The sequence below is a fragment of the Gehongia tenuis genome, assembly GCF_014384795.1.
Taxonomy (GTDB): Bacteria; Bacillota; Clostridia; order Christensenellales; family NSJ-53; genus Gehongia; species Gehongia tenuis.
Map to the genome: position 1 here is coordinate 132,628 of NZ_JACRSR010000003.1, position 18,197 is coordinate 150,824.

The following is an 18,197-nucleotide window of genomic DNA, read 5'->3' on the forward strand; positions in this document are numbered from 1 at the left end:
ATCATGAAAGGAGGCGATGGCATGCGGCCGCTGCTGTCGGTTGTGATACCAGCCTACAATGAACAGGAAGTTATCGGCGAGTCTTACCGCCGTTTGGATAAGGTTTGCCAGGAGCTGGGTAAACCCTATGAACTCATTTTTGTCAATGATGGAAGCAGGGACGATACGCTGAAGCTTCTCACTGGCATCGCGAGGAAGGACCCGCGGGTGAAGGTGGTGGATTTTTCCAGGAATTTTGGGCATCAGGCCGCCGTGCTGGCGGGTTTGGAGCAGGCCGGGGGACAAGCCACGGTGATTATCGACTGCGATCTGCAGGACCCGCCTGAGCTCATTCCCGAGATGCTGAAACTCTGGGAGGAAGGCTATGAGGTGGTCTATGGCCAGCGCAGCGAGCGCAAGGGCGAATCAAAGTTCAAGACCTTTACGGCCTTCGCCTTCTATCGCATCCTCAACTGGATGACTTCGGTGAACATCCCCAAGGATACCGGCGACTTCCGGCTCATCGATGAAAAGGTGGTCCGGGCCATGCTTTCCTTGAAGGAGAAGAATCCCTTTCTCCGGGGCATGGTGTCCTGGCTGGGCTTCAGGCAAACGCCCATTGTCTTTGAGCGGGCGGAACGCTTTGCCGGGGAGACCAAGTACCCCCTTAAAAAGATGTTCAAACTGGCGGGAGACGGTATTTTTTCCTTTTCGCTGATGCCGCTTCGCATTGCCTATGTTCTTGGCTGCATCAGCCTTTTGGGCGCGCTTGTGGACCTTGTCGTTCTCATCGTCCGGGCCTGTCAGGGACTCCCGCTGTTCAGTCAAGTGCTTTATCTTGTGCTTTTTGCCGCCTTCGGGCTGGTGTTCCTGTGCCTGGGTATTTTGGGCCAGTATATTGGAAGAATCTATGATGAGGCCAAGGGCCGGCCGGTGTATTTGGTGCGGGAGTGCATCCAATATCCGGAAGAAGCAAAGGAGGATGAACATGAAGGATGAAAGAGTACGGACATTGGCCAGAAACCTGGTCAATTATTCCTGTGAGCTGAAGCCGGGCGAGAAGATACTGATCGAGTGTATCGGACCGGAAGTGGAGATGGTCACGGCGCTGGTGGAGGAGGCCTACAAGGCTGGGGGACAACCTTATGTAAATCTTCAGATCCCGGCGGTGACCCGGAGCATTCTAATGAATGCGAGCGAGACGGTTCTCACCAACATGGCCCGCTACGATGGTATGCGTATGGAGGAGATGGACGCCTACATCGGCGTGCGTTCCGGGGACAATGCTACCGAGCTTGCCGATGTTCCGGCGGAGAAGATGGAGCTTTATGGCACCCTTTATCAAAAGCCCGTGCATTCGGAGACCCGGGTCAACAACACGAAATGGGTGATCCTGCGTTATCCCACCCCCTCCATGGCACAGATGGCGGGAACCAGCACCGAAGCCTTTGAGGATTTCTACTTCAATGTGTGCAATCTGGACTACGGCAAGATGTCCAAGGCCATGGACGCGCTGGTGGCCCGTATGAACCGCACGGACCGCGTGCACATCAAGGGGGAGGGCACGGACCTTCGTTTTTCCATCAGGGGATTTGCCGGCATCAAGTGCGCCGGTGACCGCAACATTCCCGACGGCGAGGTGTTTACCGCGCCGGTGAAGGATTCGGTGGAGGGCGTGATCTCCTACAATACCCCGTCGGTCCACGAGGGTTTCACCTATGAGAATATCCGCTTTGTTTTTGAGAAGGGTAAAATTGTGGAGGCCACGGCCAACGATACCGCACGCATCAACAAGGCTCTCGATGTGGACTCCGGCGCCCGATACATTGGTGAATTCGCCATCGGCGTAAACCCCTACGTTCTCTCGCCCATGAAGGACACCCTGTTCGATGAAAAGATCATGGGATCCATCCATTTTACGCCGGGCCAGGCCTACCATGATGAAGGGGCATACAACGGTAACGATTCCGCCGTCCATTGGGATCTGGTGTACATTCAGCGGCCGGAGTATGGCGGCGGGGAGATCTGGTTCGACGATGAGCTCATCCGCAGGGACGGACGGTTTGTGACGGAGGATCTGCTTTGTCTCAACCCTGAAAATCTGAAATAGCCTTGGAAACGCTTGTCAGCACGGCTCACTTGCGTTACAATAACATTGAGAATTTCGTAACAAATTATAAGGAGGCAATAAGCTATGGTAAAGATCGGTATTAATGGCTTTGGACGTATCGGCCGCTTGGTATTCCGCGCAGCCTGCGCCATGGATGACGTAAAGGTTGTGGGTATCAACGATCCCTTCATCGATGTGGATTACATGAAGTACATGCTCACCTATGACACGGTGCATGGCCGCTTCAACGGAACCGTGGAAGTTGCGGACGGCAAGCTGATTGTCAATGGCAGCGAGGTTGCGGTTTTTGCTGAGATGGATCCTTCCAACATCGCCTGGGGTTCCTGCGGTGCCGAATACATCGTGGAGTCCACCGGCGTTTTCACCACCATGGACAAGGCTTCCGCTCACTTCAAGGGCGGCGCCAAGAAGGTCGTTATCTCCGCTCCTTCCAAGGATGCTCCCATGTTCGTGATGGGCGTGAACAACGACAAGTACACCAAGGACATGAACATCGTGTCCAACGCTTCCTGCACCACCAACTGCTTGGCTCCTTTGTCCAAGGTTATCAACGATAACTTTGGTATTGCCGAGGGTCTGATGACCACCGTGCATGCCACCACCGCCACCCAGAAGACCGTTGATGGTCCTTCCAAGAAAGACTGGCGCGGCGGCCGCGGTGCGGCTTTCAACATCATTCCTTCCTCCACCGGTGCTGCTAAGGCTGTGGGCAAGGTCATTCCTGAGCTCAATGGCAAGCTGACCGGCATGTCCTTCCGCGTGCCTACCGCTGACGTCTCCGTGGTTGACCTGACCTGCCGGTTGGAGAAGCCCGCCACCTATGAGGAGATCAAAGCTGCTGTGAAGGCCGCCGCTGAAGGCGAGATGAAGGGTATTCTGGACTACACCGAGGATGCCGTGGTTTCCTCCGATTTCATTACCGATCCTCACACCTCCATCTTCGATGCCACCGCGGGTATCATGCTCAGCCCCACCTTCGTGAAGCTGGTGGCTTGGTATGATAACGAGTGGGGTTATTCCAACAAGGTTGTTGACCTCATTCGCCACATGGCCAAGGTGGACGCCGAATAATCTGCGTCTTACACAACAACGGCATAGTCAAACGACTATGCCGTTGTTTTTTTGATTTTTTAAGCGAGAGTTTCCAACTGCCGGCTTAGGATAGCGCTCAATACTGTCTCATCAAGGGGCAGGCCCTTGGCGTTGACCAACTGGGACAATCCCAGAATGGTGGACCACAGTCGGTAGCCCTCCAGTTCCCAGCGGCTCTTCGAAATTTTGTGATGCTGCAAACAGGCATAGGTCACATCGGCAAGAAAATCGATGATTCTATTCCGCTGATCGAAAAACAAAGCGGATTCTGCGTCCTCAGGATTCGTCAAAAGGCCATAATACCGGGGGAAATCCTTTAAGAATTTGATGCAGGACAGGGCAACATTGATTAACTTTGCGTCAAGGTCCTCGAAAGCTGCATAAATGTTTTTTAAATTGGTAAGGAAAAATTGATAGAGGCGGATATCCAGTGTATAGAGAAAATCCTGTTTGGTTTTAAAGTGCCGGTAGGGAGCGCTGGGCGCGACGCCGCAAAGGGCGGCCACCTTGCGAAATGATAAATTTTGAGCACCTTCCAAACGAAGCATCTCGATACCAGCCTGGATGAGCTGCTCCCGCAAATGACTCTCGCATTCTGGAGTATGGGTCAATGATGATCTCCTTCCTAAGCCGACGTGGCGATACTGTCCAAAACTACCTGGTTCTTGTGATTGGTCTTGGCCCGGTACAGTGCGCGGTCCGCTTTATGGATGAAGGCGTCAGCGGTATCCTGCGACTGAGGCAGACCGTGGTATACGCCGACACTGACGGTGATATGCTGATCCGCAAACAGGCTTTCCACCTCCTGGCGGATGGTTTCTGCAAGCTCTTTGGATGCACCTTTATCCAGCCCCAGATGCACCATGGCAAACTCCTCACCGCCGTAACGGAAGGCAAAGCTATTGGCATTGTCGCTGTATTTCTGGAACACCTTGGCCAGTTTCTCGATACATTGATCCCCTGCCTGATGGCCAAATTGATCGTTGTAATGCTTAAAATCATCGATATCGATCATGAGAAAAGCCAGAGGCTTTTGCACTTTTTGACATTGCTCCCAGATGCCGGGCAGGATCTCATCCATAAAACGACGGTTGAGAAGACCAGTAAGGGGATCGGTTTGGACCAGTATTTTGAGTTGCTGATTCATGCGCTCGATCTCTGCATTCTTTTCAGCGATGGTTTTCACATAGGCATAGTCCCTGGATTGATTGCAGTAATACATGACCGACAGCGTTGCGGCAAGAATGGTCATGACCATGGTGTTGATAAAGATTCCGGAGTTGAGGCCCACACCGTTCCGCATCCAAAGATAGCCGGTCAACAGGATCGCCTCATTGACCGCGAAGAGGGGAATCGATACCCTGGGCACCATGTGCAGGAAAATGGATGCCGTGAAGACTGTGATCACAAAAACGGTAGGATCATCGGAACTGCGAAGATCCAGCAGGGTCAGGACCGTGCTCCAGAGCAAAAATATTCCGCAAAAAATAATGGACTCCAGCAGCACATTCCTCGCGCTCTTGGGCAGCCTTTTGCGCAGATACCAGCCCCGCCATAGCCCTGCAAAACTAAACAGTGTCAAAGCCACATAGAGAAGAAAATAGGTCATATTGTTGGATGTAGCCAATCCGGAGCGGCTAAAAAACAGTACATGAACTATATTGATCAATTGTAACAGGATTACAATGGGTAAAAGAATCTGGGTGTTCGCAATATTTTTTTTGGCAATCGCTACGCCAAAAGAATCCAACGGATCCATCGGCGCAATCTTTAAGCGTGAAAGTAAACGCATATAAGCTCCTTCTCAAATGGACTCCTATCTATTGTAACACTTGGTAAACCCTTTGGCCAGGGCGATCTTGACATTCGACAAATTGCTGTATATAATGCGAATGTAGCATATGTGAGCAATGTTCACAAATAATATTATGTAAATAATCGCGAGTGAGCTAGATTTTGACGTTTTTTCGATTAATTTTTTAAAAGAAAAGGAAGAGTAGGACGTTGAATAAGGTAGCGTTGGTGGATCACATCAAACAAAAAACAGGGCTCCCCAAGAAAAATGTTGAGCTCGTTCTCAATTGTCTTGTGGATGAAATCCGTAATGGTCTAAGAAGTGGAGAAAAGGTGTCCATTGTAGGCTTTGGAACCTTCACAACCCGAGATCGGAGCAGACGGGATTCCGTCAATCCCCGAACCGGCAAGCCCATGAATATCTGCGAAGCCAAGGTACCGGTCTTCCGGCCCAGCACTGTTCTCAAGTCCTACGTGGTGGAGAACACTTCCAAATAAAGGAGGCTTTAATAGGCAATGCAGTCGGCATTGCTTATTTTATGTAAATATATCAGGACGCAGGGGCGGATTTACAATGAATCCCAGGGCATCCAAGAGCAATTCCTTCCAGTAAGCGTGAAGTACAAAAACGAAAATTCGGCAGGAAATGGTGAAAAAATGGCGAAAGAGTTTTTAAAGCTGGATGGAAGGTGAATACTATGCCGGATATTTTTGAACGGATGCGGGACGGTATTGTGCGGGGTGCCAGCACCGTAGCCGAAGAAGGCGGAAAACTGGTGGAGCGGGGCAGAATCAAGGCTTCGATTCTTAAGCTTGAGGATGAGAAGCGGGGCAAACTCCAGGAGTTGGGCCAGATGTTCTATGAGATGTACAAAAAGGATGAGCTGCACACTGAAGTGCTGCGGGAAGTATGCATGCAGGTGGAGCGCCTGGATGAGGAGCTCGAAACGCAGCGGTCGAACGAACGGCTGAAGAGCGAGGAATAAGAAAAGACCTGGTTGAACACCAGGTCTTTTTTTGCATTTTTGAGTCTAGCCGCCGCTTCGAATGGCTTCCAGAGCGCTCATGCGGGTGGCGCGGTAGGCGGGATAGATACCGGAAAGGATGCCCACACCCACGGCAATGATCATGGCGGCAAGCACCAGATAGGGGGGGATCACCAGTCGGATACCGGAGGCAAAGTACATGCCAAACAGCGTTGTGGCCTCGCCGCTTTGCAGAACCCAGGCGAGGATATAGCTCAAAGCTACGCCAATGATGCCGCCCACAAAACCGATGAGACCCGATTCCACCACGAACATGGCCCGAATTTTGGCAATGGAAAGGCCGATAACCTTCATGACGCCGATTTCACCCCGCCGCTCCAGAATACTGGTCATCATGGTGTTGGCGATGCCTATGGCCGATACGAAAAGGGAGATGAAGGCCATCATGAACAGCTGGGACTGCTGGCGGGCCTGCTCCTCTTTGACCGATTCAATGGACTCGGTGGGGCTGTAAGCTTCATAACCCATTTCCTTCACCGCCTTGACAATGGCGGATACGTCCTCGATCTCGTTGGCTTGGATGATGGCCTGGGTATATTTGCCGGAGCGGATGCCCAGTTGACTTTCCGCCAGCTTGCGGTTGTCCTTGATGAGCTTTTTCGCCGCGTCCAGACTGATATAGGCGTTGTAGCTTTCCTGGCTGTTGCTTGCCTCCAGCAACCCCACTACGCGGCCGCGGGCCATTTTGGGCCGGGGCGTATCCTCCGGGGGATCCTCCAGGAGCCATTGGCCGCCCAGGTATATTTGGATCTGCTCGTTCAGCCAGTCCACGTCGATCTGGGGCGGAGCCGGCGCATCATCGGCGGATACATCCCCGGACATGTAGTATTCGTCCATCGAGCGATAGTAGTCTTCACTCTCCTTGGCGGTCATGAAATTCTGCTGAACATTGGAGCCCAGCACAATCTGCGGAGTGGAGCCATCAGTGGAAAACAACCGCCCATCGGACAGGCGGAGATGGCCCAGCACCGATGGATCCACCGCGTTAAGGGACATATTGGCTTCCCGGCCCGCAATCTTCATATAGACGGGAATGGTGATGACGGGAGAGGCGGCCTTCACACCCTCCAGCATTCCCATGGCGTCGATCTCCGCCTGGGTCATGCCCTGCGGTTCGGAGGAAGGCCCGGCTCCGCCGCCGTATCCCATATAGACGTCGATCTGGGTCAGATTCAGATTTTTGACGTATTCATCGTTGAACTGCTCCATGTTTCCGATGCCAAGGGCCACCATGACGACGATGCAGGCGGTGCCAATGATCACGCCGAGAACGGTGAGCACTGCCCGAAACTTCCGCCGCCAGAGATTGAGGAGAGCTAAACGGAATAACTCATTCCATTTCATCGTCCATCCACGCCTTCCGCTTTTTGCGCTGCCACAGCATGATACCCGCCGCGATAGCGGCCACACCCACACCGATGGCCGCGTAGCCCCACCAGGGGAAGCCCTGGGGTTCTTCGGTGGGTTCGGTATCGGTGGGCACATTGGGTACATAGGGTTCGGTGATCACGGTGGCCACGTCCACCGTATCCTCATACACCTGGCCGAAGGAATCCTCATAGGTGATGCGGATGATACCGGAAACCGGACCATAGCCGCCCATGAGGGGATCGGCAAAATCGTCCTCCGAAGGGGTGCCGTCCGTATCGCTTTCACCCTCCGGCACGCCTTCATCGGCAGCAGGCTCATCGCTCTCCGCACGGGGCTGTGGGTCTTGAGGCAGCACCTCGCCGCCGGATTCGCCGTCGGTGTCCACGTCGTCTTGGGGTTCAGCGCCCGCGCCGCCGCTGGGCGGAAGAACATCGGGCATGGCGGCATAGACCACCATTTCAGCAAGCTTGGTGCCGCCGGGCTCCAGATTGCCCAGGAAGGCACTGCCCTCGGGCATGAGGCCGGGAACCTCGACCTGGCACATCACATTGTAAATTTGTCCCTTACCCTTGTTGAAGACATTGAGGGACAGGGACTGGGAATCGCCGGCACTGATGGATTCGGGTACGATGGGGTCGTCATATTCCACCCGGGGGAGCTGAGCGACCTCCACCACGATCTCTTCAGTTACGGTCAGGGCCTGGGCATTCTTGTCCTCATAGTCCAGCGTGACCAGCACCTTTTGGGGTTTGGGCTCAGCATCCAAACGGACCTTGAGCTGAAGCTCCGCTTCCTGCACGGCCCCCTTCTTGATTTTGGGATAATATAGTATATTGGTATCCCCGGCGGGAAGGATATCCGTTCCCTCGGATTTATAGGTCAGCTTAACGTTGCGCACATCCTGTTTCTCATGGGAATTTTTGAGGGAAAGCTGGATGGTAAAGGTTTCGCCCGCGGTCACCACCTCAGGGTTCACCACATATTTGCTAATGAGGATTCGGGGCTGAGAATCGGGCGTTCCAGAGCCGCCACCGCCACCACCGCCGCCGATGGAGCCGCCGCCGTCAACGGGAGGTTCAGGACTGGGCGATTCCGGTGCGTCGGGCGAGGGAGAAGGCGTGGGAGTGGAGGCCGAACCCTCAATGGTCACATAGACGGTAAAGTCCTGGGTGACCAGGTCGGTGCCGTCGTTATAGCTGACCTGGAGAATCAGCGGATAGCGTCCGGGCTGTGGTTCTTTCACCAGATTGAAGTACATATCCACCAAAAAGGCTTCCTGATTGGTGGAGGTGTCATTGATCTGATGGGAGCCCTTGCGCACGGTGCGCTGCACGTTGTTAAAAGCGAAGGGAGAGGTGTCGGGATCCCCATAGTTGGGGGAGACAATGATGCTTTGGGAGGCAAGTCCTACCGCGGGAATGAGGGGCAGGATGATCCGCACCCGTCCGCCCTCCACCGGGGGAATGTAGCCGTCAGAATAGGACTGGTCCATGCCCGCATAGACGTTTTCGTTGTCCAAAAAGAGCATGCCCTGGGTGGTGGCTTTGGCATTCGGATTTTCGCCTTCCGCCCAAACAGTACTGCCCAGGAGCAGTGTGAAGGCCAGGATGAGGGCCAGCGCGGCGGAGAGTTTTTTCATGGTGTTACCTCCCTTGAAGTTCTGTTTTACCGTCCGTGATATGAATGATTCGGTCGGCCTGCTGGGCCTTCTCCAAATCGTGGGTTACAAAAACCAGCGTGGCGCCGTTGTCCCGCACCAGTTCCAACAGCATATCCATGATTTGCTGGGAAGTGTGGCTGTCCAGATTGCCGGTGGGCTCGTCGGCAAAGATGATATCGGGCTTGGGAAGCACGGCGCGGGCGATGGATACCCGCTGCTGCTGGCCGCCGGAAAGCTCGATGGGCTTATGATTCAGATGATCCTGCAGCCCCATGCGGCCGAGCAGCCTTTTGGCCTTTCGGTACTGCAATGGCCGAGGCTCGCCGCGGCAGGCCAGGCCGAAAGCGGCGTTTTCCCACGCCGTCAGCACGGGGAAAAGATTGAAGGCCTGAAAGACAAAGCCAATGTGATTGAGGCGAAAAGCCACCAACTGTTTTTCGTTCATGCGGTGAATGGGTTTTCCCTTGATAAACACCTTGCCGGAGGTGGGACGTTCGAGGCCGGCAAGGAGGGACAGCAGGGTGGATTTGCCGCTGCCGGAGGTGCCCACGATAGCGCAGACCTCTCCGGGGTAGACTGCAATGGAGGCTTGATCCAGCGCTGTCATCTTCACATTTTTCATCCGATAGATCTTGGTAAGGTTCTCGGCGGTTATGATCGGATCCATGGAGCATCTCCCTTCAAAAACATCTATGTAGTGAGACGACACAAAAGGACGGAAAGTTGCAGATTTTTGAAACGATTGAGAAAGAATTCCATCTTGCGGTTTGACCACAAATTCTGTAAGATAGAATTACCAACCATGAATGGAGGAGCGGACTCATGATCTATGGCGGTGTGGATTTTGCGCCCTATTTCGACAAGACTGAGCTCATTTCCCTGCTGGGGGAACTGGTGAAGCGAAGGAGCGAATCCTCCGAGGGCAGGGAGTACGAAACTGCGGTCTTTTCGGAAAACTATATGCGGGAAATGGGCTTGGAGACCCGGCTGCAGGAAACGCAGGACAATCGGCCCAACGTTATCGGTACCTGGAAGGGCACACAGTCAGACAAGGCTCTTCTTTTCAATGGACATCTGGATGTGGTGCCGGTGGAACCATCCCAGTGGCAGTCCCCGCCCTATCAAATGACTGAGCGCGAAGGCAGGCTTTACGGCCGAGGCACCGCGGACATGAAGGGCGGCATTGCCGCGGCGCTGTACGCGGTAAAAGTGCTGCAAAAAGCCGGAGTCAGGCTGAAAGGGGACCTCAAGTTTGTCTTTACCGTGGATGAGGAACTTCTCAACATCGGCGTCAAAAAGGTGATGGAGGACCCAAAGGGCCTAAAAGCCGATTGGTGCATCGTGGGAGAACCCACCGGTTTGGATATTGCCATCGGCTGCCGCGGCCTTTTGGTCATCGATGTGGAGTTTGAAGGAGTGTCCTGTCATGCGGCTCAGGAACAGTTGGGGCAAAACGCCGTTTACATGGCCCTTCCTTTCATGGAGGAGATTCGCAAACTGAACGAGGCCTATAAGAGGGATCCCCATCCCATCCTGGGGCCGGCGACGGTGAATGTAACCGTGATCCGCGGCGGGGACAAGGAGAACGTCATTCCCGACCGCTGTTTGGTCCGTTTGGACCGGAGACTCATTCCGGGCAGCGGAAAGGAGAGAGCGCTTGCGGATGTGCAGGAGATTTTGAGCCGGCTGAACCTGGAGGCAAAAGTCACATCCAGTGCTTTTTTGAACTATGCCGAGACGCCCGCCGGGGACCCTCTGGTCAAAACGCTGAAACGGCATATCGAGGCCGTGGGCAGAAGTCCTGAGATTACCGATTTCAAGGCCAGCTGTGAGGCTCCCTGGTTTCAGGACGATCTGGGACTCACCACCCTCACCTTCGGGCCGGGGCTCATTGCGCAGGCTCATACGGTGGATGAATTTGTGGATATCGGGGAACTGGTGGATGCGGCAAAGGTATACATAACCTTGTGTATGGATCTTCTGGGCTATGAATCATAAAAATTTTGATAGGCGTTATGGTTACATAACGCCTATTTTGTGCTTTAAGCTGCGACTCCCGTGGTGACATCCTTGATCCATTTATTGCCGCGCATCCTGAAATAGCACAGGACGCATTTGGCCGCCGGTTCAATCATGATCAGCATATACACCTGCTCCACCGTGAAATGAAAGACGGCCGCGCCCAGAAAAGCCAGGGGAACCGCCAGACAGCCCATGGTGAAAACTTCGGCGTAGAGGGGAAACTTGGTGTCCCCGCCGCCCCGAAGCACCCCAAAGAGCACCACCATGTTGACCACGGTGAGAGGCAGTATCAAAGAGAACAGCCGCATCAGGTTGATGGCGGACTGGCGTACCTCGGGGGATACGTTGAACAAGGTGGAGATGGGCGGTGCCGCCAGGGCGAGAGCGATACCGAGCGCCGCGCCCACCATGAGAGAAAGCACGGTGAGACGGCGGGCGTAGTGATGCACCTCATCCATATGCCCGGCGCCGATCTCATGGCCCACCATGACCAGCGCCGCGCCGCTCATGGAGATGCAGACCACGGTGAACAGGTTCTGCACGGTGTTGGAGATCTGTACGGCGGCAATGGCCTGGGTGCCGATGATGCCATAGGCTACGGTGTACAGGGAGGTGAGCACGCCAAAGACCGCTTCATTCAGCACCACCGGCACCATGGAAGCGTAAAGCTTTTTCACCAGATCCCTGCTGACGGTGATATAGGATCTGAATTTTCCCCGGAGAGGAGAATTCTTTCGAAGGGCGAAGAACAGGATGGCGCAAAATTCTATGATCCGAGCGATAACGGTGGCAATGGCGGCGCCGAGAACGCCCAGTTCGGGGAAACCCAGCTTGCCAAAGATGAGGACATAGTTCAGCCCTGCATTGGTGGCCACGGCGATAATGCTGACAATCATGGGCGCTTTGGTGTTGCCGATGCTCTTGAGAGCGTTGGTGAAGACCACGGTGGCGCCGGTGATGATGTAGCTGAGAGAGACCACGGTGAGATACTGAGTGGCAAGCTCGATGACCGCGGGATCACGGCTGAACAAGCCGAGGATGATATGGGGAATGAAAAGCGCTCCCGCGGTAAAAATTACTGCAAAGAACAGCATGGTCATCAGCCCCACGCCCAGCACCTTTTTGATGGGTTCATGGTTGCTGCTGCCCCAGAATTGGGCGATAAAGATACTGCAGCCGGTGCCCACGCCGATGATGGTGATGTTGAAAAGATAGAAAAGCTGATTCGCCACGCCCACAGCGGCGATGGCTGTTTCGCCCAAGGCGCCCACCATCAAGCTGTCCACCATATTGAGGGAGGACAGCAGGAAATTCTGAATGACGATGGGGATTGCCAAGGTGATGAGGGTGTGATAGAAGCGCTTATCGCTGAAGATATCCTTGAAAAATGCTAACATAAAAAAATCCCGCCTTTCCGCAATTGCAAAAATTGTTTTTCGATGTATACCTCTCGCGAGGGGCAACAATTTGTACGCAATTGCGGCGTACGCAGGTTGCTAAAGCTTGCATGGCAAACTCTAATAACACTATATAGGAACGGAAAAACAAAGTCAAGGAAGCGCAGCGGTGTTTTTTTGCATGGGATTACGGTATAATGGGGCATGTGAGGAGGAATTGAGAATGCCTTATGAAAAGATAGAGGATCTGCCTCGGGAGAAGCTGATGGAGCTGGTGGAAATCTACGCCAAAAACTGGCTGGCCTTGGACGGCCTTTGGTTCCAATCCATAGAAAAAAAACTGGGCCTGTCCGAGGCCCTGGAACACGACGCCCATGCCTGGGAACGCTTCACGGTGATCGAAGCCCGCAGAATCAAAGCTTTTCTGGGCCTTCCGGAACGGGCGGGGGTGGAGGGACTGGCCCGGGCTCTTCGCTTCAGGCTTTATGCGCCCCTCAATGAGGATGAGATCATCGTGGAGGGCAGCACGGTGATCTATCGGGTGGTCACCTGCCGTGTACAGAACGCACGAAACCGGCATTTTGGAATACACCTATTTTGCAAAGACCATCGACGACCGCTTCGAAACGGAGGCACTGAGCTGCCATCCCGATGTCACCGATCCCGGCTGCAACTGCATGTGGAAATTTACCTTAAAGGAAGGAAGCGAAAATGTTTAACGGTTTGGTGGATGCGGGCAGCATCAACTTTCTTATGGTTTTTCTGGAGGGCGTGCTGTCCTTTTTCTCGCCCTGTGTGATTCCGCTGCTCCCCGTTTATATCAGCTATTTGGCCGGCGGGGCCAAAAAGACGGATGGGGATGAAATCCATTATGACAGGGGCCGCGTGTTCTTCCATACGGCCTGTTTCGTGCTGGGTATTTCGCTGGCCTTCTTCGTGCTGGGTATGTCCTTTTCGGCCCTTGGAAGCTTCATGAACGAGCATAGAACCCTTTTTGCCAGAATCGGCGGAATCCTTATTATCCTGCTGGGTTTGGTACAGGTGGGTTTTTTGGATTTCAAATTTCTCCAGCGGGAGCGGCGCTGGCATCTCAAGATGCCTGGGACGGTCAATCCCTTCTTTGCCTTTTTAATGGGATTTGCCTTCAGCTTTGCCTGGACACCCTGCGTGGGGCCCATGCTTTCTTCTGTGCTTATTCTGGCCTCCAGCGCGGAGAGCGCGTTGGTGGGCAATCTGCTCGTAGCCGTATACGCTCTTGGATTCGTGGTGCCCTTCCTTGTTCTGGGCCTATTTACGTCTCAGATGCTGAATTTTCTTCAGAAGAGGAAGAATTGGATTAAATATACCATCAAGATCGGCGGCGTGGTGCTCATCGTGATGGGCATTATGACGTTAACCGGCTGGATGAATGGCATCACCGGCTATCTCAATAAGCCTGCGGCGCCCTCGGAGACGCCCATCATCACACAAACCCCTGCACCCGCGCCCAGCCCCTCCGCACCTGGAGCTTTGGCCACGCCCGAAGGCTTGGAAACGCCCACGCCCACACCGGAAAAAGTTGCGGCCTTTGATTTCACGCTGACCGATCAGTATGGGAACAGCCATACCCTGTCCGACTACAAGGGCAAGGTAGTGTTTCTCAACTTCTGGGCAACATGGTGCGGTCCCTGTAAGATGGAGATGCCCCATATCGAGTCCCTTTATCAGGACTGGGACAGGAATTCGGGCGATGTGATCGTGCTGGCTGTGGCGGCGCCTGGCGTGGGTCAGGAGAAGGGCCGTGAGGGCATCATCGACTTTTTGAAGGAGAATGGCTACACTTTTCCTGTGGTGTTCGACGAAACCCAGGAAGTCTTCTATGATTACGCCATCAACTCTTTTCCCACCACCTTCATGATCGACCGTGAGGGCAACATCTACGGCTATGCGCCGGGCAGTCTCACCCGAGAGCTTATGGATCGGATCGTCGATCAAACCTTAGAGGCCGAATGAAAAAGGGTTGGAGGCCGGATCTTCGATACGCGGCCCTCTTCGCCGGCCTGCTTGCCATGGAGATTTTCATTGCGCTGTATGTCCGAGACGACTTTGTTCGGCCGCTGGTGGGGGATGCGCTGGTGATCGTTCTTCTTTACGCATTCTTTCGCATCTTTATCCACCGGCCCATGCCCTTCCTGCCGTTGCTGATCCTTCTTTTCGCGGCGGCAGTGGAGGTGAGCCAGGTCTTCGATCTGGTGGGGAAGTTGGGGCTTGGGGATTCAAAGTTTTTCCGAACGCTCCTTGGTTCCACCTTTGATCCCTGGGATCTGGTTTTCTATGGGCTCACGGCTTTGGGCCTGGGGCTTTTTGAGAGGCACCGGAAAGGGCGTGCTGGATCCGGCAGAAGCTGAGGGGAATCAGCGGGGAAGGATAAGCCAGCTGTCCCGCACCAGTCCGTTTTCGCAAAGCGGTTTGCATACGCTGTCAAGAATATAGCAATAGCTTTTAAAAAGGAGATCAGCAAAGCCCTGCTGATCTCCTTTTTGCAGGCATGCAAACGCTTTCAAACTAATCTCATTAATATGAGCCGTGCCGGATTTGCCGCGGCTGTCAAAAGAAAAATAGTAGCCCCACCTGAGCGGATAGTTGGCTTCCTGGAGAATCACCTTCAGCGGATAAAGCGGTGTGTTTTCGATGACGCAGTCGGCAATGTGGGTCAGAGGAATGCCATGGGGCTGCTCCATCTTAAGCGTCAACTGTTTTTGAACACTGGCATCCAGCTTATCAAAGACCAATAGGGACGCTGGACGGATGATCAGTGTCATCAGCTGAATGGCACTCAAATAGAGCCGCATACTGATATGGCTTGCGCCCGTGATGCTGGCTTGTTTATCCGGCGAAATCACCCGGGTTCCGCGGCCGTTGATCGTTTTGACAAAATGCATTCGATTGAGATATGCCAGCGCTCTGCGGATGGTATGTATCGATACCTGATACTCCTTTGCCAAAGCCGCTTCCGAGGGTAGAAACGTACCCAGCGGATAGATCCCTGCCCCGATCTTGCCCACGAGGTTTTGGATGATTCGTAGATAATAGGGATATCGATCTCCTGCCGCATTCCAGAAAAAGTGCTCATCAGCCTGCTCCACCGTACCCGGATACTGGGCGGACAGCCGATTTAGTGTTTCCTGCACCAAACGGGGGTGGTGTAGCGGTAATGGCTGGTAAGGCTGTCACGAACGTCCTGAGGCTTGCCAGCTTTCAAGGCGTCCAAGATGTATGATACGCTTTGCCTTTCAAACTTATATTGATTGAGCTGCATGGACCTTTGACAGGCGGTTAAAAAAGGAGCTTCGCCATACATCTCCAAAGTCGTGTACAAGGAGGCGAGCAGGGGATTGCCTGAGGAAACGAGGATATCATGAAAAAAGGCAGAGGGCACTCTCCAGCGTCTGAGTGAATCTCGATGATACATTGTCCATTTCATAGTGCTGTCATAGTGCTCAAGCTCAATGATACCGGAAAATTGGGCGCAGAAGGTCAGGATATCGGGCATGATGAGTTCCATGGTTTGGTAAACAGCCAGGACGGAAGATTTACGCTGCAGAATGCTTTGGACATCAGCGGACTGCTCCATCAAAGAGTCTCTGTAGACAACAACGGCACGCCGGCGTTCGCCGGTTTCAATCAGCCCCTCCTCCTTGAGCGCCTTTAGGGCGGTGCGAACAGCCCGCATTCCCACACCATATGATTTGCATAACTGTGGGGCGGAGGGCAGTCTGCTGCCATATTCCCGAAGTCCAGATATGATTTGTTCCCGCAAGTTTTCATGAATGGAGGAGGATCGCGTTCGTTTTTCGTCCAAAAGGCACCTCACACTAGCCTATTTTTTTTACAACCTATATGCTAGCGTGTCCAGACAGCGGTTGTTTAGTCACAAAATATTATTTAAAATAGTCCTATAAAATTGAACAGGGAGGGTGCCCTCTCATGTTCATTTATATTGTTCCGGAACACAAAAAGCCATACAGGGGAAAGCGACAAGACATGAGGCAGCCAGATCGGGGGCCTTTGTTTTCTGCTGCGCCTTTTGTGTCAGAACCCGGATCGCTTCCCCATTGTGTCTGCAGTAATGCGGCGGGTGGGGAATTTTTATACCCTTTTTACAGAATCCGCCCTGCCGCAGACAGCAAAAAAACGCCCCCCAATTTGGAAGGACGTTCGCAAAATCGTTTATATTCCGAAAACGAACCCGAAAAGGGTACGTTTGACCAAGTTCATATTAGCAATTTTCCTGAATCGTGTCAATGTTTCAAGATGATCAAGGGTCAAAAGAGGCACGAAGGCGGAAAAACCTGCGGCAAAGCTTGGAATATGCAAACGGAAGTTCGATGAGGCGACGCAAAAATGAGCCGTCAAATGGGCCGTCAAATCGAAGGGAGAAAAAACATGGCACGACGTGGAGAAAACATCTATCACAGGAAGGATGGAAGGTGGGAAGGCCGCTATATTGTAGGGCGAAGCATGGAAGGCAAGCCCAAATTTCGCTCCATTTATGGCAAAAGCTACAGTGAGGTCAAGCGTGAGCTGGTGCTTTTAAAATCCAAACAAATGACCTCCGGCGGATCAACGGTTTTGATCTATGGAAACGGCAGTATGGCCGAATGGATGGATTATTGGCTGGACGGAATCGAGAAGCCTTATGTTCGGCCAACCACATACCAGCTTTACAAGCGCAGCATCGATAAACATTTGAAGCCCTGGCTGGGAAACCATGCGGTAAAGGCCTTATCCAGCCAGCAGATCCAGGAGATGGTGGATGGACTGAGGGATAAGCTGGCATCCAGCACCCTGCACGGGCTGTGCCGCCTTCTCAAGAGCATTCTGGCAAGCGCGGTAAAAAACCGGCTGCTGACCGAGTCCCCATTTCGGGACATCCGCCTGCCCAAATTTCACGTAAAGCAGCCTCGTGTGCTGACCGCGGCGGAACAGAGCCGGATGGAACGGGTCGCCCTAGAAACGGGCGGACTGGAATACCTGCTTTGCCTTTATACGGGACTTAGGCTGGGAGAGCTCTGCGCCCTAAGATATGAAGATATCGACTTCAATGCAGGCTTGCTATACGTAACCCGCTCCGTAAAACGGATCAAAAACGGTGAAGGCACAACTCAGCTTGTGGTGGGAAGACCGAAAACGGACAGCTCCATCCGGGAAATTCCGCTGCCGCTTTTTTTGCTTAAGATGCTTAAAGAACGCATGAAAGAGGAAGGCACTGTGCAGGGCGGCTTCATCTTCCCCGGCACTCAGGGAGGCGCCGCCGAGCCCCGCACGGTGCAGAAGGGTTTTGCGCGCCTGGCAAAGAGGGCTGACATCCGCGGCGCCCATATGCACACCCTGCGCCACACCTTTGCCATGCGTTGCCTGGAACGGGGCATGGGATACAAGGCACTTTCGGAGATCCTGGGCCACAGTTCTTCCCAGATGACCATCAAGCATTACGATAACTGCACCATGGAAAAGAAGTGGAAGGTGATGCATACAGCACGGCTGACCGCATAAGAATGAGCCGTCAAAAATGGTCAGGCATTCTGCTGAAACCGGTGAAGCTCTGGGACTTGAAGGACGATTTGCAATATAAACGATTTTGCGAACGCTTACAAGATTTAAGGTAACCGCAAAATATCTTCATTATCCAATAAAAACATGGAAATATCGATCTATGAAAATGG

18 protein-coding genes and 1 pseudogene are annotated in these 18,197 nt (G+C 53.4%); 11 read left to right on the forward strand and 8 right to left on the reverse strand.

Translation table 11 applies throughout. From position 1 onward, the window contains the following. Window positions 1–21: 21 nt before the first annotated feature. The 3 genes from H8696_RS08550 (at window position 22) to gap (ending at window position 3,181) form a co-directional block, all read left to right on the forward strand. On the forward strand, window positions 22–978 hold the full coding sequence (locus tag H8696_RS08550; RefSeq protein ID WP_249316667.1) for a glycosyltransferase family 2 protein: 957 nt from the start codon (window positions 22–24) through the stop codon (window positions 976–978). Next, window positions 968–2,089, forward strand: a complete 1,122-nt coding sequence (locus H8696_RS08555; RefSeq protein ID WP_249316668.1) for an aminopeptidase — start codon at window positions 968–970, stop codon at window positions 2,087–2,089. Before H8696_RS08550 ends, H8696_RS08555 begins: the two co-directional genes overlap by 11 nt. A gap of 84 nt (window positions 2,090–2,173) precedes the next feature. Beyond that, window positions 2,174–3,181 carry a type I glyceraldehyde-3-phosphate dehydrogenase gene (gap, locus tag H8696_RS08560; RefSeq protein WP_249316669.1) on the forward strand — a complete coding sequence of 336 codons (1,008 nt, stop codon included), beginning with the start codon at window positions 2,174–2,176 and terminating at the stop codon, window positions 3,179–3,181. A 59-nt stretch (window positions 3,182–3,240) separates the two neighbouring features. Here the strand turns inward: gap and H8696_RS08565 are convergent, their stop codons facing one another. Together H8696_RS08565 and H8696_RS08570 are read right to left on the reverse strand one after the other, a co-directional pair. Further along, the gene (locus H8696_RS08565; RefSeq protein ID WP_249316670.1) at window positions 3,241–3,813 is read right to left on the reverse strand and encodes a TetR/AcrR family transcriptional regulator; all 573 of its coding nucleotides are present in this window, start codon (window positions 3,811–3,813) and stop codon (window positions 3,241–3,243) included. A gap of 14 nt (window positions 3,814–3,827) precedes the next feature. Then, entirely contained in the window at window positions 3,828–4,829 is a 1,002-nt protein-coding gene (locus tag H8696_RS08570; protein WP_249316674.1) for a GGDEF domain-containing protein, read from the reverse strand. A gap of 377 nt (window positions 4,830–5,206) precedes the next feature. Between H8696_RS08570 and H8696_RS08575 the strand changes: the two genes are divergently transcribed. The 3 genes from H8696_RS08575 to H8696_RS08585 are packed head-to-tail and all read left to right on the forward strand — an operon-like array spanning window position 5,207 to window position 5,982. Further along, on the forward strand, window positions 5,207–5,494 hold the full coding sequence (locus tag H8696_RS08575; protein ID WP_249316678.1) for an HU family DNA-binding protein: 288 nt from the start codon (window positions 5,207–5,209) through the stop codon (window positions 5,492–5,494). Between the two features lie 18 nt (window positions 5,495–5,512). Further along, window positions 5,513–5,689 (forward strand): hypothetical protein, encoded by a 177-nt coding sequence (locus H8696_RS08580; RefSeq protein ID WP_249316680.1) that lies wholly within the window; start codon window positions 5,513–5,515, stop codon window positions 5,687–5,689. 5 nt (window positions 5,690–5,694) lie between these two features. Further along, entirely contained in the window at window positions 5,695–5,982 is a 288-nt protein-coding gene (locus tag H8696_RS08585) for a hypothetical protein (protein WP_249316681.1), read from the forward strand. Between the two features lie 45 nt (window positions 5,983–6,027). Here the strand turns inward: H8696_RS08585 and H8696_RS08590 are convergent, their stop codons facing one another. The 3 genes from H8696_RS08590 to H8696_RS08600 are packed head-to-tail and all read right to left on the reverse strand — an operon-like array spanning window position 6,028 to window position 9,740. After that, the gene (locus tag H8696_RS08590; RefSeq protein ID WP_249316682.1) at window positions 6,028–7,386 is read right to left on the reverse strand and encodes an ABC transporter permease; all 1,359 of its coding nucleotides are present in this window, start codon (window positions 7,384–7,386) and stop codon (window positions 6,028–6,030) included. Next, the gene (locus H8696_RS08595) at window positions 7,373–9,052 is read right to left on the reverse strand and encodes a COG1361 family protein (protein WP_249316684.1); all 1,680 of its coding nucleotides are present in this window, start codon (window positions 9,050–9,052) and stop codon (window positions 7,373–7,375) included. Before H8696_RS08595 ends, H8696_RS08590 begins: the two co-directional genes overlap by 14 nt. Window positions 9,053–9,056: 4 nt before the next feature. Then, window positions 9,057–9,740 (reverse strand): ABC transporter ATP-binding protein, encoded by a 684-nt coding sequence (locus tag H8696_RS08600; RefSeq protein WP_249316687.1) that lies wholly within the window; start codon window positions 9,738–9,740, stop codon window positions 9,057–9,059. Between the two features lie 155 nt (window positions 9,741–9,895). Here H8696_RS08600 and H8696_RS08605 point away from each other — a divergent pair, with 155 nt between their 5' ends. Beyond that, complete coding sequence (locus H8696_RS08605) at window positions 9,896–11,071, forward strand: M20 family metallopeptidase (protein ID WP_249316689.1); 1,176 nt, start codon at window positions 9,896–9,898, stop codon at window positions 11,069–11,071. 44 nt (window positions 11,072–11,115) lie between these two features. Here the strand turns inward: H8696_RS08605 and H8696_RS08610 are convergent, their stop codons facing one another. Further along, window positions 11,116–12,492 carry an MATE family efflux transporter gene (locus H8696_RS08610; protein WP_249316691.1) on the reverse strand — a complete coding sequence of 459 codons (1,377 nt, stop codon included), beginning with the start codon at window positions 12,490–12,492 and terminating at the stop codon, window positions 11,116–11,118. A gap of 265 nt (window positions 12,493–12,757) precedes the next feature. Between H8696_RS08610 and H8696_RS08615 the strand changes: the two are divergent. From H8696_RS08615 to H8696_RS08625, 3 genes and pseudogenes are all read left to right on the forward strand, one after another. Continuing rightward, window positions 12,758–13,211 (forward strand): annotated as a pseudogene (locus tag H8696_RS08615) (DUF6125 family protein). Further along, the gene (locus H8696_RS08620) at window positions 13,204–14,484 is read left to right on the forward strand and encodes a cytochrome c biogenesis protein/redoxin (RefSeq protein WP_249316693.1); all 1,281 of its coding nucleotides are present in this window, start codon (window positions 13,204–13,206) and stop codon (window positions 14,482–14,484) included. The pseudogene H8696_RS08615 and the gene H8696_RS08620 overlap by 8 nt, the downstream one beginning before the upstream one ends. Then, window positions 14,481–14,879, forward strand: coding sequence for a ribosomal maturation YjgA family protein (locus tag H8696_RS08625; RefSeq protein WP_249316695.1), 399 nt, complete (start codon window positions 14,481–14,483; stop codon window positions 14,877–14,879). The genes H8696_RS08620 and H8696_RS08625 overlap by 4 nt, the downstream gene beginning before the upstream one ends. A 6-nt stretch (window positions 14,880–14,885) precedes the next feature. On the opposite strand, the gene H8696_RS08630 is transcribed toward H8696_RS08625, so the two are convergent. Then, complete coding sequence (locus H8696_RS08630; RefSeq protein ID WP_249316697.1) at window positions 14,886–15,662, reverse strand: GntR family transcriptional regulator; 777 nt, start codon at window positions 15,660–15,662, stop codon at window positions 14,886–14,888. Continuing rightward, a complete protein-coding gene (locus H8696_RS08635; RefSeq protein WP_249316699.1) occupies window positions 15,647–16,345 on the reverse strand; it encodes a FadR/GntR family transcriptional regulator in 699 nt (232 codons plus the stop codon). Before H8696_RS08635 ends, H8696_RS08630 begins: the two co-directional genes overlap by 16 nt. A gap of 572 nt (window positions 16,346–16,917) precedes the next feature. On the opposite strand from H8696_RS08635, the gene H8696_RS08640 reads away from it, so the two are divergent. Beyond that, window positions 16,918–18,027, forward strand: coding sequence for a tyrosine-type recombinase/integrase (locus H8696_RS08640; RefSeq protein ID WP_249316702.1), 1,110 nt, complete (start codon window positions 16,918–16,920; stop codon window positions 18,025–18,027). The last annotated feature ends 170 nt before the right edge of the window (window positions 18,028–18,197 follow it).